14 protein-coding genes are annotated in these 15,663 nt (G+C 60.2%); 5 read left to right on the top strand and 9 right to left on the bottom strand.

Features of this window, described 5'->3' with window-relative positions:
• Positions 1 to 54: 54 nt before the first annotated feature.
• Both tesB and AB4N84_RS06145 read left to right on the top strand, forming a co-directional pair.
• On the top strand, positions 55 to 924 hold the full coding sequence (gene tesB / locus AB4N84_RS06150; protein WP_346829092.1) for an acyl-CoA thioesterase II: 870 nt from the start codon (positions 55 to 57) through the stop codon (positions 922 to 924).
• On the top strand, positions 921 to 1,526 hold the full coding sequence (locus tag AB4N84_RS06145; protein WP_460045617.1) for an HAD family hydrolase: 606 nt from the start codon (positions 921 to 923) through the stop codon (positions 1,524 to 1,526). The genes tesB and AB4N84_RS06145 overlap by 4 nt, the downstream gene beginning before the upstream one ends.
• 685 nt (positions 1,527 to 2,211) lie before the next feature.
• On the opposite strand, the gene AB4N84_RS06140 is transcribed toward AB4N84_RS06145, so the two are convergent.
• From AB4N84_RS06140 to AB4N84_RS06100, 9 genes are all read right to left on the bottom strand, one after another.
• Positions 2,212 to 3,216: a hypothetical protein gene (locus AB4N84_RS06140; RefSeq protein WP_074756284.1), complete on the bottom strand. Its 1,005-nt coding sequence runs from the start codon at positions 3,214 to 3,216 to the stop codon at positions 2,212 to 2,214.
• A gap of 4 nt (positions 3,217 to 3,220) precedes the next feature.
• Positions 3,221 to 4,120, bottom strand: coding sequence for a KPN_02809 family neutral zinc metallopeptidase (gene ypfJ, locus AB4N84_RS06135; protein WP_460045615.1), 900 nt, complete (start codon positions 4,118 to 4,120; stop codon positions 3,221 to 3,223).
• 140 nt (positions 4,121 to 4,260) lie between these two features.
• Positions 4,261 to 4,623, bottom strand: coding sequence for a hypothetical protein (locus AB4N84_RS06130; RefSeq protein WP_460045614.1), 363 nt, complete (start codon positions 4,621 to 4,623; stop codon positions 4,261 to 4,263).
• Entirely contained in the window at positions 4,623 to 5,594 is a 972-nt protein-coding gene (locus tag AB4N84_RS06125; RefSeq protein ID WP_460045612.1) for a hypothetical protein, read from the bottom strand. The genes AB4N84_RS06130 and AB4N84_RS06125 overlap by 1 nt, the downstream gene beginning before the upstream one ends.
• A gap of 120 nt (positions 5,595 to 5,714) precedes the next feature.
• Positions 5,715 to 6,653, bottom strand: coding sequence for a LysR family transcriptional regulator (locus AB4N84_RS06120; protein WP_074756527.1), 939 nt, complete (start codon positions 6,651 to 6,653; stop codon positions 5,715 to 5,717).
• 71 nt (positions 6,654 to 6,724) lie between these two features.
• Positions 6,725 to 8,251 (bottom strand): tripartite tricarboxylate transporter permease, encoded by a 1,527-nt coding sequence (locus AB4N84_RS06115; RefSeq protein WP_074756276.1) that lies wholly within the window; start codon positions 8,249 to 8,251, stop codon positions 6,725 to 6,727.
• Positions 8,248 to 8,781: a tripartite tricarboxylate transporter TctB family protein gene (locus tag AB4N84_RS06110; RefSeq protein WP_074756274.1), complete on the bottom strand. Its 534-nt coding sequence runs from the start codon at positions 8,779 to 8,781 to the stop codon at positions 8,248 to 8,250. Before AB4N84_RS06110 ends, AB4N84_RS06115 begins: the two co-directional genes overlap by 4 nt.
• Before the next feature lie 63 nt (positions 8,782 to 8,844).
• Positions 8,845 to 9,861 (bottom strand): Bug family tripartite tricarboxylate transporter substrate binding protein, encoded by a 1,017-nt coding sequence (locus AB4N84_RS06105; protein WP_460045611.1) that lies wholly within the window; start codon positions 9,859 to 9,861, stop codon positions 8,845 to 8,847.
• A 274-nt stretch (positions 9,862 to 10,135) separates the two neighbouring features.
• Positions 10,136 to 11,767, bottom strand: a complete 1,632-nt coding sequence (locus AB4N84_RS06100) for a methyl-accepting chemotaxis protein (protein WP_460045610.1) — start codon at positions 11,765 to 11,767, stop codon at positions 10,136 to 10,138.
• Positions 11,768 to 12,259: 492 nt separating this feature from the next.
• Here AB4N84_RS06100 and AB4N84_RS06095 point away from each other — a divergent pair, with 492 nt between their 5' ends.
• From AB4N84_RS06095 to AB4N84_RS06085, 3 genes are read left to right on the top strand one after another with little or no spacing between them, the layout of a single operon-like run.
• Positions 12,260 to 13,609, top strand: a complete 1,350-nt coding sequence (locus AB4N84_RS06095; RefSeq protein WP_074756268.1) for an MFS transporter — start codon at positions 12,260 to 12,262, stop codon at positions 13,607 to 13,609.
• Positions 13,602 to 14,561 (top strand): amidohydrolase family protein, encoded by a 960-nt coding sequence (locus AB4N84_RS06090; RefSeq protein WP_460045609.1) that lies wholly within the window; start codon positions 13,602 to 13,604, stop codon positions 14,559 to 14,561. The genes AB4N84_RS06095 and AB4N84_RS06090 overlap by 8 nt, the downstream gene beginning before the upstream one ends.
• Positions 14,558 to 15,562 (top strand): 4-hydroxythreonine-4-phosphate dehydrogenase PdxA, encoded by a 1,005-nt coding sequence (locus AB4N84_RS06085; protein WP_074756264.1) that lies wholly within the window; start codon positions 14,558 to 14,560, stop codon positions 15,560 to 15,562. The genes AB4N84_RS06090 and AB4N84_RS06085 overlap by 4 nt, the downstream gene beginning before the upstream one ends.
• The last annotated feature ends 101 nt before the right edge of the window (positions 15,563 to 15,663 follow it).

The raw sequence follows: 15,663 nt of genomic DNA, 5'->3' as shown, positions 1-15,663 counted from the left end.
GTGGGCGGTCTGTGCAATGAATGGTGTGTGACGACTGTGTGCGAGGAGCCCCGAATGAGCCATGTGCTGGATGATCTGGTGTCGCTGTTGAGCCTGGAACCGATTGAAGAGAACCTCTTCCGTGGGCGTAGCCAGGACCTTGGTTTTCGCCAGCTGTTTGGCGGTCAAGTGCTGGGCCAATCGTTGTCGGCGGCCAGCAAAACGGTGGAGGACGAGCGCCATGTTCATTCCCTGCACGGCTATTTTCTGCGTCCCGGCGATGCGCATCTTCCGGTCGTCTATCAGGTTGATCGCGTGCGCGATGGCGGCAGTTTCAGCACCCGCCGCGTGACGGCCATCCAGAAAGGCCAGCCCATTTTCACCTGCAGTGCATCGTTCCAGTACGACGAAGAAGGGTTCGAACACCAGAGCCAGATGCCTCAGGTGGTCGGCCCGGAAAACCTGCCGTCTGAAGTCGAACTGATGCGTCAGCGCGAGCACCTGATTCCTGCGCACATGAAGGACAAGCTGCTGTGCCCGAAACCCATCGAGTTTCGCCCGATGACCGAGTCCGACCCGTACAACCCCCAGCCGACCGATCCGGTGAAGTACGTCTGGTTCCGCGCCGACGGCACGCTCCCGGACATCCCGGCGTTGCACAAGTACATGCTCGCCTACGCGTCCGACTTCAATCTGCTCACCACCTCGCTGCTGCCTCACGGCAAGACGGTTTGGCAGAAAGACATGCAGATCGCCAGCCTCGACCATTCGCTGTGGTTTCACGGGGAACTGCGAGCCGATGACTGGTTGCTGTACGCCATGGACAGCCCATGGGCGGGCAACTCGCGTGGCTTCTCGCGGGGCAGCGTCTACAACCGGGCCGGCAAGCTCGTCGCGTCGGTCAGTCAGGAAGGCCTGATTCGCCATCGCAAGGACTGGTCGTGAGCCTCTCGCAACTGCGTCACTGGGTGTTCGACATGGACGGCACCCTGACCATCGCCGTGCATGATTTTCCCGCCATCAAGCGCGCGTTGGACATCCCGCAGGAAGACGACATTCTGAGCCATCTGGCGGCATTGCCGGCGGACGTTGCCGCGCAGAAGCATGCGTGGTTGCTGGAACATGAGCGCGAGCTCGCCGTCGCGTCGAAACCGGCGCCGGGAGCGGTCGAGCTGGTCCGGGAACTGGCTGTGCGAGGCTATCGACTGGGCATCCTCACCCGCAATGCGCGAGAACTGGCGCATGTCACGCTGGAGGCGATTGGCATTGCCGACTGTTTCAACGTGGAAGACGTGCTCGGGCGCGATGAAGCGCTGCCCAAACCTGATCCCGGCGGATTGCTGAAACTGGCCCAGGCCTGGAACGTCGAGCCCTCGCAGATGGTGATGGTCGGCGATTACCAGTTCGACCTGGCCTGCGGGAAAGCGGCGGGCACCCATACGGTGCTGGTCAACCTCCCGGAAAACCCGTGGCCGGAACTGACGGACTGGCATGCGAATGATTGTGGGGTGTTACGGGAGATGCTGCAGGAAGGACGCGAGACCTGATACCTGTGCAACCGGTGGGAGCGAGCAAGCTCGCCTGTATGGTGTGCATGTCAACTATTTGGGGTGACGCTGATGGTTTGGTTTGTCCTAACGTCCAAACTGTTCCGCCTTCGGCGGGTTACTTGAAAGGACACCAAGTAACCAAGTGTCTTTGCTCCTGGCTTGGTTCCTCCTTCGTCGGAATACCTTCACTCCGGCGACGCTCCGTGGGCCCGCGCCGAACGGACATCCATGTCCTTGCGGCGCTCTCGCGGCATCCATGCCGCTCGGCCCACTCCACGCCACCTGCGTTCAGCCTGCACCCAAGTCGCGTTTTGTGGTGTCTGGGCTGCTGCGGTATGAAGTTCAAGAGCGAAGCGCGCTTTGCGCCGTTTTTGGGTAAAGAATTCCTGTCACTGGCGGAGCACAAAACCTGTGGGAGTCAGCTTGCTGTCGAATGCGGTGTGTCATTCATCCTTGATGAAACTGGCTCACTCCTATCACCAGCAAGCTGATGGTTCCCACGCTCCGCGTGGTAACCCATTCAATGACGCTCCGCGTCATCCGGGATATGGCGCATGCTGGCAGGCATTCGCCACTCAAGAAACGGACTGACACCACTGGTCTGAGAACCATAGAACCTCCCACAGGGCCGGTACTTAGCCGACATCCAGTGACCGTTTCCTCGCCCCCGCAGACGCGGTCCTTAATTCCCCTTGAACAATGCCGCCTGGCCTTCAGGCGACGTGAACATCCCTTCGCCGTTATGGCCGACGCCCTTCACCTCGATCAGGCGCTGGTTCAGGCCTTCGGGATGGCGCTTGGTCAGGTAATCGAAGTAGTTATGCCCCCGCACCAGCCGGTTAGGCCCTTGTGCTTCTGCGCCGCAATCCTTGTCCAGCGCAGGATGGTTCGGGTCGGTGTCCAGTTCGCCCAACAGATACGTGACGTCGCGCTTCACATAGCCGGCTTCAAGCCCTGCGGCGGTTTCCTTGTCCGCGTAGGCGGGCAGTTTGTTCAAGCCGTATTTCCAGGTGTCGAACGTCGGACACGTCGCCGCATCGACCGGCACGGGTCGCGTGGCGTCGAAATACGCGTACGACGACGGGTTGGCGATTACGTAACGCAGCTTGATGCCTTCCTTCTTCAGCAACGCGTCTTCCTTGCCGCCAATCAACGCATAGCGCTGCACCACCTGAGCGCCCCCGGAATGCCCGGCAATCACGATTTCTTTCAGGTTCGGGAACAGTTTGCTGTCGCTCAAACGCTTGAGGATGTGGTCGATGACCACGAACGAGCTGATCGGCTTGACGCCGGTTGACTTGGAACCGAGCGATTTATCACCGGCCATCCAGTCATTGCCATGCCAGCGCAGGATCGTTTCCGGCAAATGGTGCGCGGCGATGTCTTTCTCATCGAGAAACTGCGGCGCGATCAGCAGGGTTTTGGACCGCTGCTTGGACTGGTTCGCCGCGCGCTCGACGCTGCGCAGATAGGTCTGTGCGTTGCGCAGGCGCCCGTGAAACACAATGACCACCCGCTGAATCTGAGGGCTGGGGCGCACCCAGCTCTGACTCAGCCCCAGCGTGGCCTGGGACGTTCCATTGATCAGCAGCCGGTCGGGGCTGATGGATTTGACCGCCTGATCCGCAGCATGAGCCGTCACGCTCATCAGGGTGCCCAACAACAGGATCGAAAGCGGTTTCATCATGTGATCAGAGGCTCTTGGCGGCGAATGTATCGCATTGGTTGATTTGTCCTTGGGCAAAACCTGTCTTGAACCAGCGCACGCGCTGGGCAGACGTCCCGTGGGTGAACGAGTCCGGTACTACACGCCCTTGGCTCTGTTGCTGCAAGCGGTCATCGCCAATGGCGTTGGCGGCGTTCAGCGCCTCTTCAATATCACCGGGCTCAAGCCAGTTCAAACGCTTTTGTGCGTTCGCGGCCCAAACACCGGCCAGGCAGTCAGCTTGCAGCTCCTGACGCACCAACAGACCGTTGTCGCCCTCCATGCGCATGCCACGCTGGCGGGCGGCGTCAACTTTAGCTGAAACCCCTAGCAAGGTCTGCACATGATGGCCAACTTCATGTGCAATCACGTAAGCCTGAGCGAAATCCCCTGCTGCTTTGAACCTTTGCGTCATTTCCCGGAAGAAATCCATGTCCAGGTACACGTGCTGATCGCCGGGGCAATAAAACGGCCCGCTGGCTGACGTCGCATAGCCGCAGGCCGACTGGACCTGACCACGAAAGAGAATCAGGGTCGGATTTTTGTACTGTCGCCCGCCCTGTTGAAAGATCTGCCCCCAGGTGTCCTCGGTGTCCCCGAGGATCGCCCGCACGAAATCCGCCTGCTCGTCATTGGCCGGCGGCGCCTGCCGCGTTTGCGGATTAACCGCTGACGTCTGCTGCGTGCCCACCTGACCGGTGAGCTGCCCGAGAATCTGCATCGGGTCCTGCCCGGTCAACAGGCCGATGGCGACGATGATCACAATCCCGCCGATCCCCAGCCCCTTGCCCCCAATGCGCATGCCACCACCGCCACCACCGCCACCACCGGTGTCGTCGCGTGCGTCGACGACGTTGTCACTGCGACGTCCTTTTTTCCAGAGCATGGAGGAATCCTCTTTTTGTCGTGTAGGAAGTGTAGACGGCGGGGGAGGTGCGGCGTCTGACTGTTGGGACTAAGAGGGGGCGGAGCGGGGAATGGTTCAGAGCATGCTCCTCGAGATTGGGCATGCTTTGAACCTATCGATTATCTAGAGCTGACCGCGTAGTACAGCGCAGCCAAACAGCCGCCATTTATGAAAAGCCAAATATAAATTGCCCAAATCTTTTTCCTCAGATGACGAGGAATGTTCAAATGAGCATTTTCAGTAATGTCCCCTCGGCGATACATTATTCCGGGCATGTACATAATTGCGAAGATGATGCTGAGTCGCATCTGTCTGCCAATGACGCCCCCTTGCCAGAGATTTCTGGTAGCGGCAACTCCTTTGCAATCAGATAAATGCCACTCGATAGCGTCTATATTTTTGTAGGTGAACCGCATCATCACGATAAGGTTTACCCACATTGAAATCGCCCAGAGCAAACATAAAATACCGAGAATTGGCATCACGGCCTCCACTCATATATCAGTTCCCCGACATACTCTCCTAGCCCTTCACCTGCTGCTCCACCTGCATATCCACCTGTCGCAGCGGCGGCTATACCGCATCCGATAGCGCCAACACCTGCGGTCGTAACCCCAAAAATCACCAGGCAGAGAGGCAATAGCAATGCGGCCCCAATCGAACCTCCTCCCATCCCGCCTGCAACACCTATAACCAGCTTCGACCCCTCAACATATTTCGCCTTGCGGCACATCTCCTCCCTCCCGGTCGAACACGCTTCTTTGATTTCCAGATGCGTTGACCACGCATTCAACCCAATCCCGACCGGCGTTCCCATTCGCAACAATTTCGAAGCCTTGGCGATGTGACCAAGCCGCTGCGAGTAACCGCGAAGCTCCTGTGTGTGCAGGTAACTTTTCGTCGATATGCCGAGCATCTTTTTGATCGAGCCCTTGTTGTGCATTCCCGTGCCCCAGCGGGCAATGCCCTCGAGCTGGGTGTCGAGTTTGGTGAAGAGCACTTTGCGCTGGTTGATGAATTCCTGGCGGGCAATCGGGGTGCCGCGTTTGAGGGACAGTCGATAAAGCCGTTCGATATCCTGCAGCGTTTGTTCAACACCCTTGAGGTGCGTATTCCAGCTTCCGGAGGTTGAGCCCAGGCCCAGCGATCCGTAACCGAGCATCTGCTGCAGCAGGTCGTAGTTCTTGATGATGTCACCATCGGCCCTGGCCTGGTTCCCGAACAGGGAATGATGAGTGCCGTAGGCCAGGCGCACCATTTCGGCTTCTTCGGCCGAGATCTTCGGGGTTGATTCGTCGCCCACCACGATGAGCTGACCGGGCATGACCATGGTGTTGCGGATGTAAGCATTGAGTGCGTCGAATTTTGCGCCGCCACTCACGTTCGATTTGATAGTGGGGTAGTGCTGAAACTGATCGTTGATGAACACATAAGGCTTGCTGCCGACGGCCATTTTCCTGTTCCTGAAGAATGCGAGCGGGGCAGGATAGGGAAAAGGCCAGGGTACTTACGATGCGCTGGGACGCGCTTTCAGAAATTTCAGAACGTCCCTACTTTTGTGAGAGGAGACTTCCTACGCATCACCCTGCTCAGCCTTCACCGAACTGATGAACGCCTGCATCGCCGACGACTGGATGCGATGACGACGCGTGATCAACCCATACGGCGGCAGGCGTGCCTCGAAGCTGATCGGCAGGACTGCCAGCAGGTCGCGACCGGCGTAGTCTTCGACCACCGACACCGGGGTGATGCCGAGCATGTCGGTCTGCTGCACGAGTGAGAGCAGGGTCATGATCGAGGTGGTTTCGACGATGCTGTTGGGGATGTCGACCCGCGCGTTGTGGAACACCTGATTGACGATCGCGCGCATCGGGCTTGGGTGCTGTTGCAGCACCCAGGTTTCGTTTTGCAGCGCCGACCAGCTCAGGTCCTTGGCCTGCACCAACGGGTTTTTCGCGCCGGCAATCACACACAGTTCTTCTTCGCCCAGGCTGTCGAACAGCAGTTCTTCGGCGCGTGCGCCGCCGGGAATCCGGCCCAACACCACGTCGAGCTGATCCTGCAGCAGGGCCTGGACGAGTACGTCACTGGTGTCGACCTGAATGCTCATCGACAGGCGCGGATGGCTCTGTTTGAGGTTGGCGATGGTGCGGGTTAGCAGGCCCGACGCCAGTGCGGGAATCGCACCGACCGCCACACGGCCCAGGTTGCCCGATTCCAGCGCCACCAGCTCCTCGCGCATGCCGCTCAACTCGGCGAAGACCATGCGCGCGTAGTAGATAACCGTTTCGCCGAAGGGCGTCGGGCGCATGCCGCGTGGCAGACGCTCGAACAGTTCGACACCGAGCAGATCCTCGGCTTCGTGCAGCATCTTGGTGGCTGCCGGCTGGGTCATGCCGATGTTGTCGGCGGCGCGACGCAGCGAGCCGAATTCCTGCAAGGCCAGCATCAGCCGCAACTGGCGCAAGCGCAGGCGGCTGTGGATAACGTTGGCCTCGGGAATCTTGGTCATGGGATTGGCTCGCGTGAAAGACTGCGGCGAGCCTGACAAGAACTGCAGGGCATTTCCAGCATTGCTTGTCATCACAGTGTTTTCGGCTTGATTGCGTGACGATTACGCCAACCGAAGGCGGCTTTGATGCCACCCGAGATCAACGGCCAGAACAGCATCAACAGCGCGGCGGTGGTCAGGCTGCCGACCAACGGGTTGGACCAGAAGATGCCCAGTTGCCCGTCCGAGAACAGCATCGACTGACGGAACGCGTCTTCAGCCTTGTCGCCCAACACGGCGGCCAGCACCAGCGGTGCAATCGGATAGCCGAGCTTTTTGAACAGATACCCCAGCGCCCCGAAGCCCAGCATCAACATCACGTCGAACATCGAGTTATGCACCGAGTACGCACCGATGGCACAGACCATGATGATGATCGGGGCAATGATCGAGAACGGGATGCGCAGGATCGATGCAAACAACGGCACCGTCGCCAACACCACCAGCAGACTGACCACGTTGCCCAGGTACATGCTGGCGATCAGCCCCCAGACAAAATCATGCTGCTCGGCGAACAGGGTAGGGCCGGGGTGCAGACCCCAGATCATCAAGCCGCCCAACATGACCGCAGCGGTGGCCGATCCCGGAATGCCCAGCGTCAGCATCGGCAGCAGCGCACTGGTGCCGGCTGCATGGTCGGCGGTTTCCGGGGCGATGACGCCCTCGATTTCGCCTTTGCCAAAGTTGTCGCGGTTTTTCGAGAAACGGCGGGCGATGCTGTAGCTCATGAACGACGCAGCGGTCGGGCCACCGGGGGTGACGCCCATCCAGCAACCGACGAGGGTGCTGCGCAGGATCGTGAACCAGTAACGCGGCAGTTTCGCCCAGGTGCGCAAGATCACCATCGGCGTGATGCGTGCGTGTTCACCCCGGAAAACCAGCCCTTCCTCAACAGTGCAGAGGATCTCGCCAATCCCGAACAGGCCGATGACCGCCACTTCGAAACTGATGCCGGTCATCAACGCCGGTTGATCGAACGTCAGGCGCAGGTTGCCGGAGACCGTGTCCATGCCGACCGCCGCCATGGCAAAGCCGATCATCATCGCGACCACGGTTTTCAGCGGTGGGTTCTTGCTCATGCCGATGAAGGTGCAGAACGCCAGCAGGTACACCGCGAAGAACTCCGGCGAACTGAAAGTCATGGCGAACGCAGCGATGCGCGTCGACAGAAAGGTCAGCAGCAGCACGCCAGCCAGCGCACCGATCAGCGCGGAACTGAATGCAGCGGTCAGCGCTTCAGCGGCGCGGCCTTCGCGGGCCATCGGGTAGCCGTCGAAGGTCGTCGCGACCGATGACGGCTCACCGGGAATATTGAACAGGATCGAGGTGATCGATCCGCCGAACAGCGCCCCCCAGTACATGCACGAGAGCAGGATGATCGCCGACACCGGCGACATGGTGAAGGTGAGCGGCAGCAGCAATGCCACGCCGTTGGGTGCGCCCAGGCCCGGCAACACGCCGACCAGGATGCCCAGCAGCACACCGATGACCATCAGCCCGATATGACCGGGTGTGAGGATCAGGTTCATGCCTTGCAACAAAGAATCGAATTCGCTCATTTCAGCGATCTCCCGGCCATGGCGATCAGGTCGCCCAAAGGGCCTGCGTCCAGCGGCACCTTGAACCACAGGTCGAAGATCAAAAAGCTGGCGAGCACCGCGCCGATCGATACGGTGCCGATCATGATCAGGCCATAGGGCTTGGCGCGGACTTTGTCACGCCACATGAACCAGGCGATGAACACGGCCGAGGCCAGGTAGATGCCGGTGAAGGGCATGGCGCAGACGAACAGGGCAATCGGGATGAACACCGACAGCACCTGACGGAATTCGCCACGGCTGACGAAACTGATGCTCAGCGGTTTCCAGCGAATGAACGTCAACACGCCGTTCGCCACGCTGGCGGTGGCCAGCAGCAGGCCAATGTAAAAGGGGAAATAGCCTGGCTCGGGACCGGCGTCGCCCCAGCCGATGCCTTGCTCGATGCTGCCGAACATCACCACCGCACCGATCAACAAGGTGAACGCGGCCAGGCCGAGCTCCACCCAGCGGGTGCCGACCAGCGAGGTCGAGTGAGAAGAATGGGACATGAAACACCTCCAGCGAGTGACTGCCGCGCACCTTGATCTTCGGGCACGCGGCAGCAGGGCGGATCAGTTGCGCAGCCAGCCAGCTTCCTTGAACACCGGGGTGACGCGCGCAGTGTCCCTCTCGATGTAGGCGGTCAGTTGATCGCCCTCCAGGAAGGTCGGCACCAACGCGTTCTGCGTCACGTAGGCCTTGAACTCAGGTGTCTGCGACACCTTGCGCATCAGGTCGATGTAAAAGGTGCGCTGTTCGGCCGTCACATTGCCCGGCATGAAGATCGTGCGCGGAAAACGGTACTGGTCGATGCCCAGTCCGGCTTCGTGACAGGTGGGGACGTCAGCCCAGGATTTATCGCCTGCGACTTTCTCGGTGTAGCCCATGCGGTCCTTACTGAACACGCACAGCGGTTGCACCTGATCGCCGCGCCATTGGCTGATGCTCTCGGCGGGGTTATTTACGTTGGCGGCGATGTGTTTGCCCGCCAGTTGCGTGGCGGCCTCGCTGCCGCTCTTGAACGGTATGTAGACCAGCTTGGTGTTGTTGGTCTGGTTGAGCAGCAGGGTCAGGGTCTGGTCGACGTCCTTGGACTGACTGCCGCCCATGCGCATGCTCGACGGATCGGTCTTGACCGCTTCGTAGAAGCCTTTGGCGTCTTTCCACGGCGCGTCTTTGTAGGTCCAGAGAATGAAGTCATCTTCGGCGACGGCAGCAACGGGGGTCAGCTCCTGCCATTCGTAGCCGAGCTTGGAGACCAAAGGCAGCAGGTAAATATTGTTGGTGGCGATGACCAGTTTATCGGCGTCGCCCTTGGAGACTTTCATGTCGAGGAAGGCTTCGGCGCCATTGCCGCCGCCCTTGTTCAGGACGATGGTGTTCACATCCAGAAACTTGTGGGTGCTGATGATCGACTGAATGAGTCGGCCCAGTTGATCGGTGCCGCCGCCAGGACCACCGGCCACGACGATCTCGACGTTCTTGTCAGGTTGCCATGCGGCGAGGGCGAGGGTGGGAAGTGCTGTGGCGCACATCAGCGTGCAACCGAGCAGCAGACGGGACGCGCGTCGAAAAGATGCGGTTCGCATGGTGATCCTCTTTTTTGTAGTTGTTATGAGTGGCTGTCGTGTCGATCAGCCATGCGCCGAGTGTGTGAAAGTTGCTATGTCGCGTCTACTCAAAACATCACATACACCGATAGCCTGAGGTTATAGCGGCGCAGGGGTGAGGGTGGATGAGCCCACACCCAAGGTCAGTACGTTGGCGGTCCGGGGCATGGGCGGCAGCGATTCTCCAGAGGCGGCCGCCCACTTGCTGAGCGGCTGCAAGATGCAGAACAGGATGGGCGGCTCGCTGTGCTCGTTACATCTTGAAATTAAGGACCAGTTGATTGAGCCCGACTGCCAGTTGCGACAGTTCCGAGCTGGCCGCGGACGTCTGGTTGGCACCCGCCGAGGTCTGCAGCGACAGGTCGCGAATGCTGGTCAGGTTGCGGTCCACTTCGCGCGCGACGTGTGCCTGCTCTTCGGTCGCCGTGGCAATGCTGGTGTTGCGTTCGTTGATTTGCACGATGGCCGCTGAGATGTCCGCCAGCGCACGGCCGGCGGCTTCGGCGACTTCGAGGCTCGCTCGGGCCTTCTCGCTGCTTTGGCCCATAGCGTTGACGGCCTTGCTGGCACCGGCCTGAATGGAGCCGATCATCTTCTCGATTTCCGCGGTCGATTGCTGGGTGCGGTGGGCCAGGGCGCGCACTTCGTCGGCCACCACCGCAAAACCGCGTCCGGCTTCGCCCGCGCGGGCGGCCTCGATGGCAGCGTTGAGCGCCAGCAGGTTGGTCTGGTCGGCGATGCCGCGAATCACATCCAGCACGGCGCTGATGTTCTGTACTTCACCCGCCAGACCGTCGATCTCGACCGCCGTGGCGCCGACCGTGCTGTGCAGCTCGTGAATTACCTGCAGGGTCTCATCCACCCGACGTGTCCCGTTCTCGGCAGACTGGGTGGAGTGGCGCGCCGCCTCGCTAGCGTGCGCGGCATTGCGTGCGACCTCTTCCACGGCCGTGCTCATCTGATTGATCGCGGTGGCCGCCTGATTGATTTCGTCGTCCTGACGCTGGATACCGCGCAAGGCGTCTTCGGTGACCGCGTTCATTTCTTCGGAGGTCGAAGCCAACTGGTTCGACGAATGAGACAGCTCGGACAAGGTGGTGCGCAGGTTCTGTTGCATCACCGCCAGTGCCGCCAGCAGGCGGCCGGGTTCGTCTTTACCGTCAACGACGATCGGTTTGCCCAGATCGTTGTCGGCAATCTGCTGAGCCACGGCCAGTGCCTTCTGGATCGGCGTTGTCAGGCTGCGGGTGAAAAGGGTGGCCAATGACAGCGTTGCAACCAGTGCGATCAGGATCGCTGCGATGACCACTTGGCTCGCCTGTGCGTAGGTGTCGTCAGCAGCAGCATCAGAGGCATCCATCTTCTCGCGAGCCAACTGCGAGACGGTTGCAATGTTTTTGGCCAGGATCTCCGCTGCCCGCGTCTGCTCTCCGTCCGGTCGGGTCATCGCGGTAATGATCTCCTCACGCTTCTGTGCGACGGCCTGCAGATAACGGGCATGAACCTCAAGATAGGCTGACATGCTGCGCGTCATCTCCTCGTAAGCCTTCAGACCCTGAGCGGTGAGGAGCAGTGGCTTAAGCTCAAGGACGTCTTTTTCCAGATCCTGACGACCCTGATCGACGCGTTTTCGTGCATCTGTTCTCGCGTCTTCAGTCTGCGCGGCTCGCAGGCCGGTATTGCCCAAGCGAATGCTCAGCAGATCGCTTCTGATCTGATCGATCGTGAGCAGCGTGGGCAGCACGTTGTCCTGCAGCAGTTCTCTGGCATCCTTCAGCCGCGAGGCCTGCTGCAGGGAAAACAGCCCAACGACTGTAATCAACAGGGCGAAGAAGCCAAAACAGATCAATGATCGGGGTGCGATATTCAGACTGCGCAGATTCATTGTGAAGAGCCTATTCATATACATGTATTGCCCTATCGACCTGAAACGTTTCAGCTTTAGGGCAGATTGCCATCTGATTTGGCGGTTTTGCTCTCCGCAGAGTGGTTAACGGGGCTTGAGGCGCTGAAAAAAATAAACGCCAGGCCCTCATCGAGGAGGGCCTGGCTTCCGTTCTTTCTGGATGATTAAGGGGAGCGGTCGCCGATTTCAGAATGGATCACTTCTTCCCCGCCACACCGAGTCACTGTTCATCCGGTTGCGATAGTCAGGGATGCGCGGCGTCAGGCCTGCGAGTGGATTCAGGGATTGATGTGCGAGTTCCTGATGAGTGAACAGCGAATATCCCGGACCCGCCGCTATACCCTCCAGCTATCACCCTATCTCCACTTTTGATTAGACGGTTATCGCTGAGCCTTCGATAGTGATGGCCACGACGGGTGATCTCACAGAAGATCGCCAACAATAAAAACAACAACATTGAGGTACGCACCCATGGCTCGCAGCAGCGCCGACGTGAACCTGTCCGCGACAGGTGAACCGTATGCCCCTCCCGTTTCCAGCGTTGCCTCCGGGGCCAAAGCCAGTACGGTGCGGTGGCGGATCTTCGCAATCATCTTCGTGCTGACCATGGTCAACCTGATCGACCGGGTTTCGCTGTCCATCGCGATGCCGACCATCGCCAAGGAATTCACCCTCTCACCTGCGATGCAGGGTTTGATCCTCAGCAGTTTCTTCTGGGCCTACGCGCTGTTGCAGATCCCCGGGGGCTGGATGATCGACCGCTTTGGGCCGCGCCGTGTGATCACGTGGTCGACCGGATTGTGGGGCACGTTCCAGGTGTTGGCCGGTTTTGCCACGGGCGGCGCGTCGTTGTTGTTCGCCCGGATGTTTCTGGGGGCTGCGGAAGCGCCTCTGTTTCCGTCGGGCGGCAAGCTGATTTCGCTGTGGCTGGCGCCAAGCGAGCGCAGCCGTGGTGCGGTGATGATGGACAGTGGCAGTCCGCTGGGCGTAGCGCTGGGTGGGTTGATCATCGCTTTCCTGATCGTGTCGCTGGACTCCTGGCGCTCGGCCTTTGTGATTGCCGGGGTCGCGACGCTGTTGTTGGGCTGGGTGTCGTGGCGGTATCTGCGTGACGACCCCTCGGTTCACCCGCAGGTCAACGAAGCGGAGCTGGCGAAAATCAATGAAGGCCGTGAAACCCCGGCGGCTGAAGCGGCGCGGGCCAAGGTCAAAGGTCTGGGCATCGCCGCTCGCTCGCTGACGGGCCTGCTCATCGGCCGCTCGACCTGGGCGATGGTGTATTTCGGTTTGCTGACCTGGGGGCCGAGCTACCTGGCTCAAGCACGAGGCTTCGACATCAAGGGCATCGGTTTCGCGACGTTCGTGATTTTCATCTGCGGTTCTCTGGGCTCGCTGACCGGCGGTTTTCTTTGCGACGGCCTGATTCGCAAGGGCGTGCGCCGGGGTGTGGCGGTCAAAGGCTTGCTGACTTTCTCGGGTGTGATTGCCCTGGGTGCCTTGCTGTTGTTGCCGCAACTGAGCGATCCGATTGGCGCAGTGGCATTGCTGGCAATGACGGCGTTCTTCCTGATGTGGGGCAGCCTCTACTGGAGCTTCCCGGCATTGCTCGCGGCACCTGCCCGGGTCGGCCTGATCGGCGGCGTGATGAACCTGGCGGGCAGCATTGGCGGCATCTTCGTACCCATTTTGGTGGGCCTGATCCTGCAATACTTCGGCGGTTTCGGTGCGGTGCTCGGGTTCTTCGCGGTCTGCGCTGCGCTGTTCGTCCTTGCCACCCTGCTGATCGGCCTCGACGGCGAGCGTGAGGTGAGCAATGGCTGAGGAGGTCTATAACGGCCCGATTGTCGATGCCCATCATCATTTCTGGGACCCGCAGACCAACCACCATCCGTGGCTTGCAGAGGGGGCAAACATCCCGTTCCGCTACGGTGATTATTCGGCGATCAAGCGGCGTTACCTGCCACCCGAGTACTTCGCCGATGTGGGCGAGCACAACGTGGTGCAGACGGTCTACGTCGAGACCGAGTGGGACCCGAGCGACCCGATCGGTGAAACCCGTTTCATCGAGCAGATCGCCGCGCGGTACGGCGTCCCCAATGCGGTCGTCGCGCAGGCCTGGCTCGATCATCCGGATGCGATTGCCGTGCTCGCCGAGCAGGCGTTGTTCGCCAGCGTCCGCAGCGTGCGGCACAAACCTGGTGGCCCTGCGTCGCCAAACGAGGTGGGCTCGCAACACACATTGATGAGCAATGAACACTGGCGCCGCAGTTACGCGACCTTGCACGATCTGGGCTTGCGTTTCGACCTGCAGACGCCGTGGTGGAACCTGCCGGAAGCCGGGTTGCTGGCGCGGGACTTTCCGGACACGACGCTGATTCTCAACCACGCCGGGCTGCCGTCGGATCGCAGCACCGAAGGCCTGGCAGGGTGGCATGGGGCGATGGCGAAACTGGCCGAGCAACCCAACGTGATGGTGAAAATCTCCGGCCTCGGTTTGCCCGGCAAATGCTGGAGCGTTCAGGACAATGGCTGGATCGTGCGCGAGATCATCGCGATGTTCGGCACTGACCGGGCGATGTTCGCCAGCAACTTCCCGGTCGACAGCCTGTGCGGCTCGTTCGACGACATCTACAGCGGTTTCAAACACATCGTTCGTGATCTGCCGCGCGCCGATCAGGAGCGTCTTTTCTACAGTAACGCGCAGCGTATTTACCGTTGCGAGCCGTGCGCCGTGGACCGTCCGCGGCAAGAACACATGAGGAGTCAGGCATGAATAAAACCCGAATTGCGATGGTGCTCGGTGACCCGGCAGGCATCGGCCCGGAATTGATCGCGCGTCTGCTCAGCGATGAAAAGGTCCGCAGTCAGGCGCAGGTGGTCCTGATCGCCGATGAAGCCGAAATGCGTCGGGGCATGGACCTTGCCGGTCTTTCGTTCCCTTATCGGCAGATCGATTCACTGGACACGCTGGATTTCACTGACGACACGCCGTTGTTTTACAACTTCCGTGGGGACGCGGTGGGCGAGTTCCCGCGCAGCGAAGCCAGCGCCATTGGCGGCCGTTACTGCCTGGACACCCTGAAGATCGCGGTTGAGCTGACGGCCGCAAAAGTCACCAATGCGGTGTTGTTCGGACCGTTGAATAAAACCTCGCTGCACATGGCGGGCATGGATCACAACGACGAGTTGCACTGGTTTGCCGAGCTGTTGGGCTTCACCGGGCCGTTCTGCGAATTCAACGTGATGGATAACCTGTGGACCTCTCGCGTGACCTCCCACGTGGCGCTGTCAGCGGTGCCGGGCATGTTGAGTCAGGAGCGGGTGGTCGAGGCGATTCGGCTGATCGATACCGCGCTCAAACGCAACGGTCTGAAAGCACCGCGCATCGGTGTCTGCGGACTGAACCCGCACAACGGCGACAACGGTTCGTTCGGACGCGAGGAAATCGACATCATCGGTCCGGCAGTCAAAACCGCCCAGGCGCAGGGCATGAATGCGGACGGACCGTATCCGGGCGATACGATTTTCTTGAAAGTGCAGGGCGACGCCAACGCGTTCGATGCGGTGGTGACGATGTACCACGACCAGGGGCAGATCGCGATCAAGCTGATGGGCTTTTCTCGCGGGGTAACGGTGCAGGGCGGGTTGCCGATTCCGATCACCACGCCAGCGCACGGCACGGCGTTTGATATTGCGGGCCAGGGCAAGGCGAACGTCGGTGCCATCCGCCAGGCTTTCGAAATCGCCTGTCGGATGGGGCAGAGCAACGTTTAACGGTTCGGGCCTTCGGGCTGAGTGAAAAAAGACCACGTTTTTGCCGCAGGACGTTAGATGAGCGTCCTGCGGTTTTTTTTGTCTGGATTTCGGGTTGTCTG

The organism is Pseudomonas sp. S2_H01, from assembly GCF_054668305.1.
The sequence above is the reverse complement of the archived record's forward strand: the minus strand, read 5'-3'. Positions and strand labels throughout refer to the sequence as shown.

Coding starts and splice junctions, on each gene's coding strand:
- tesB (WP_346829092.1), top strand. CDS start 55: ATGAGCCATGTGCTGGATGATCTGGTGTCGCTGTTGAGCCTGGAACCG.
- AB4N84_RS06140 (WP_074756284.1), bottom strand. CDS start 3,216: ATGATGAAACCGCTTTCGATCCTGTTGTTGGGCACCCTGATGAGCGTG.
- ypfJ (WP_460045615.1), bottom strand. CDS start 4,120: ATGCTCTGGAAAAAAGGACGTCGCAGTGACAACGTCGTCGACGCACGC.
- AB4N84_RS06130 (WP_460045614.1), bottom strand. CDS start 4,623: ATGCCAATTCTCGGTATTTTATGTTTGCTCTGGGCGATTTCAATGTGG.
- AB4N84_RS06125 (WP_460045612.1), bottom strand. CDS start 5,594: ATGGCCGTCGGCAGCAAGCCTTATGTGTTCATCAACGATCAGTTTCAG.
- AB4N84_RS06120 (WP_074756527.1), bottom strand. CDS start 6,653: ATGACCAAGATTCCCGAGGCCAACGTTATCCACAGCCGCCTGCGCTTG.
- AB4N84_RS06115 (WP_074756276.1), bottom strand. CDS start 8,251: ATGAGCGAATTCGATTCTTTGTTGCAAGGCATGAACCTGATCCTCACA.
- AB4N84_RS06110 (WP_074756274.1), bottom strand. CDS start 8,781: ATGTCCCATTCTTCTCACTCGACCTCGCTGGTCGGCACCCGCTGGGTG.
- AB4N84_RS06105 (WP_460045611.1), bottom strand. CDS start 9,861: ATGCGAACCGCATCTTTTCGACGCGCGTCCCGTCTGCTGCTCGGTTGC.
- AB4N84_RS06100 (WP_460045610.1), bottom strand. CDS start 11,767: ATGAATCTGCGCAGTCTGAATATCGCACCCCGATCATTGATCTGTTTT.
- AB4N84_RS06095 (WP_074756268.1), top strand. CDS start 12,260: ATGGCTCGCAGCAGCGCCGACGTGAACCTGTCCGCGACAGGTGAACCG.
- AB4N84_RS06090 (WP_460045609.1), top strand. CDS start 13,602: ATGGCTGAGGAGGTCTATAACGGCCCGATTGTCGATGCCCATCATCAT.
- AB4N84_RS06085 (WP_074756264.1), top strand. CDS start 14,558: ATGAATAAAACCCGAATTGCGATGGTGCTCGGTGACCCGGCAGGCATC.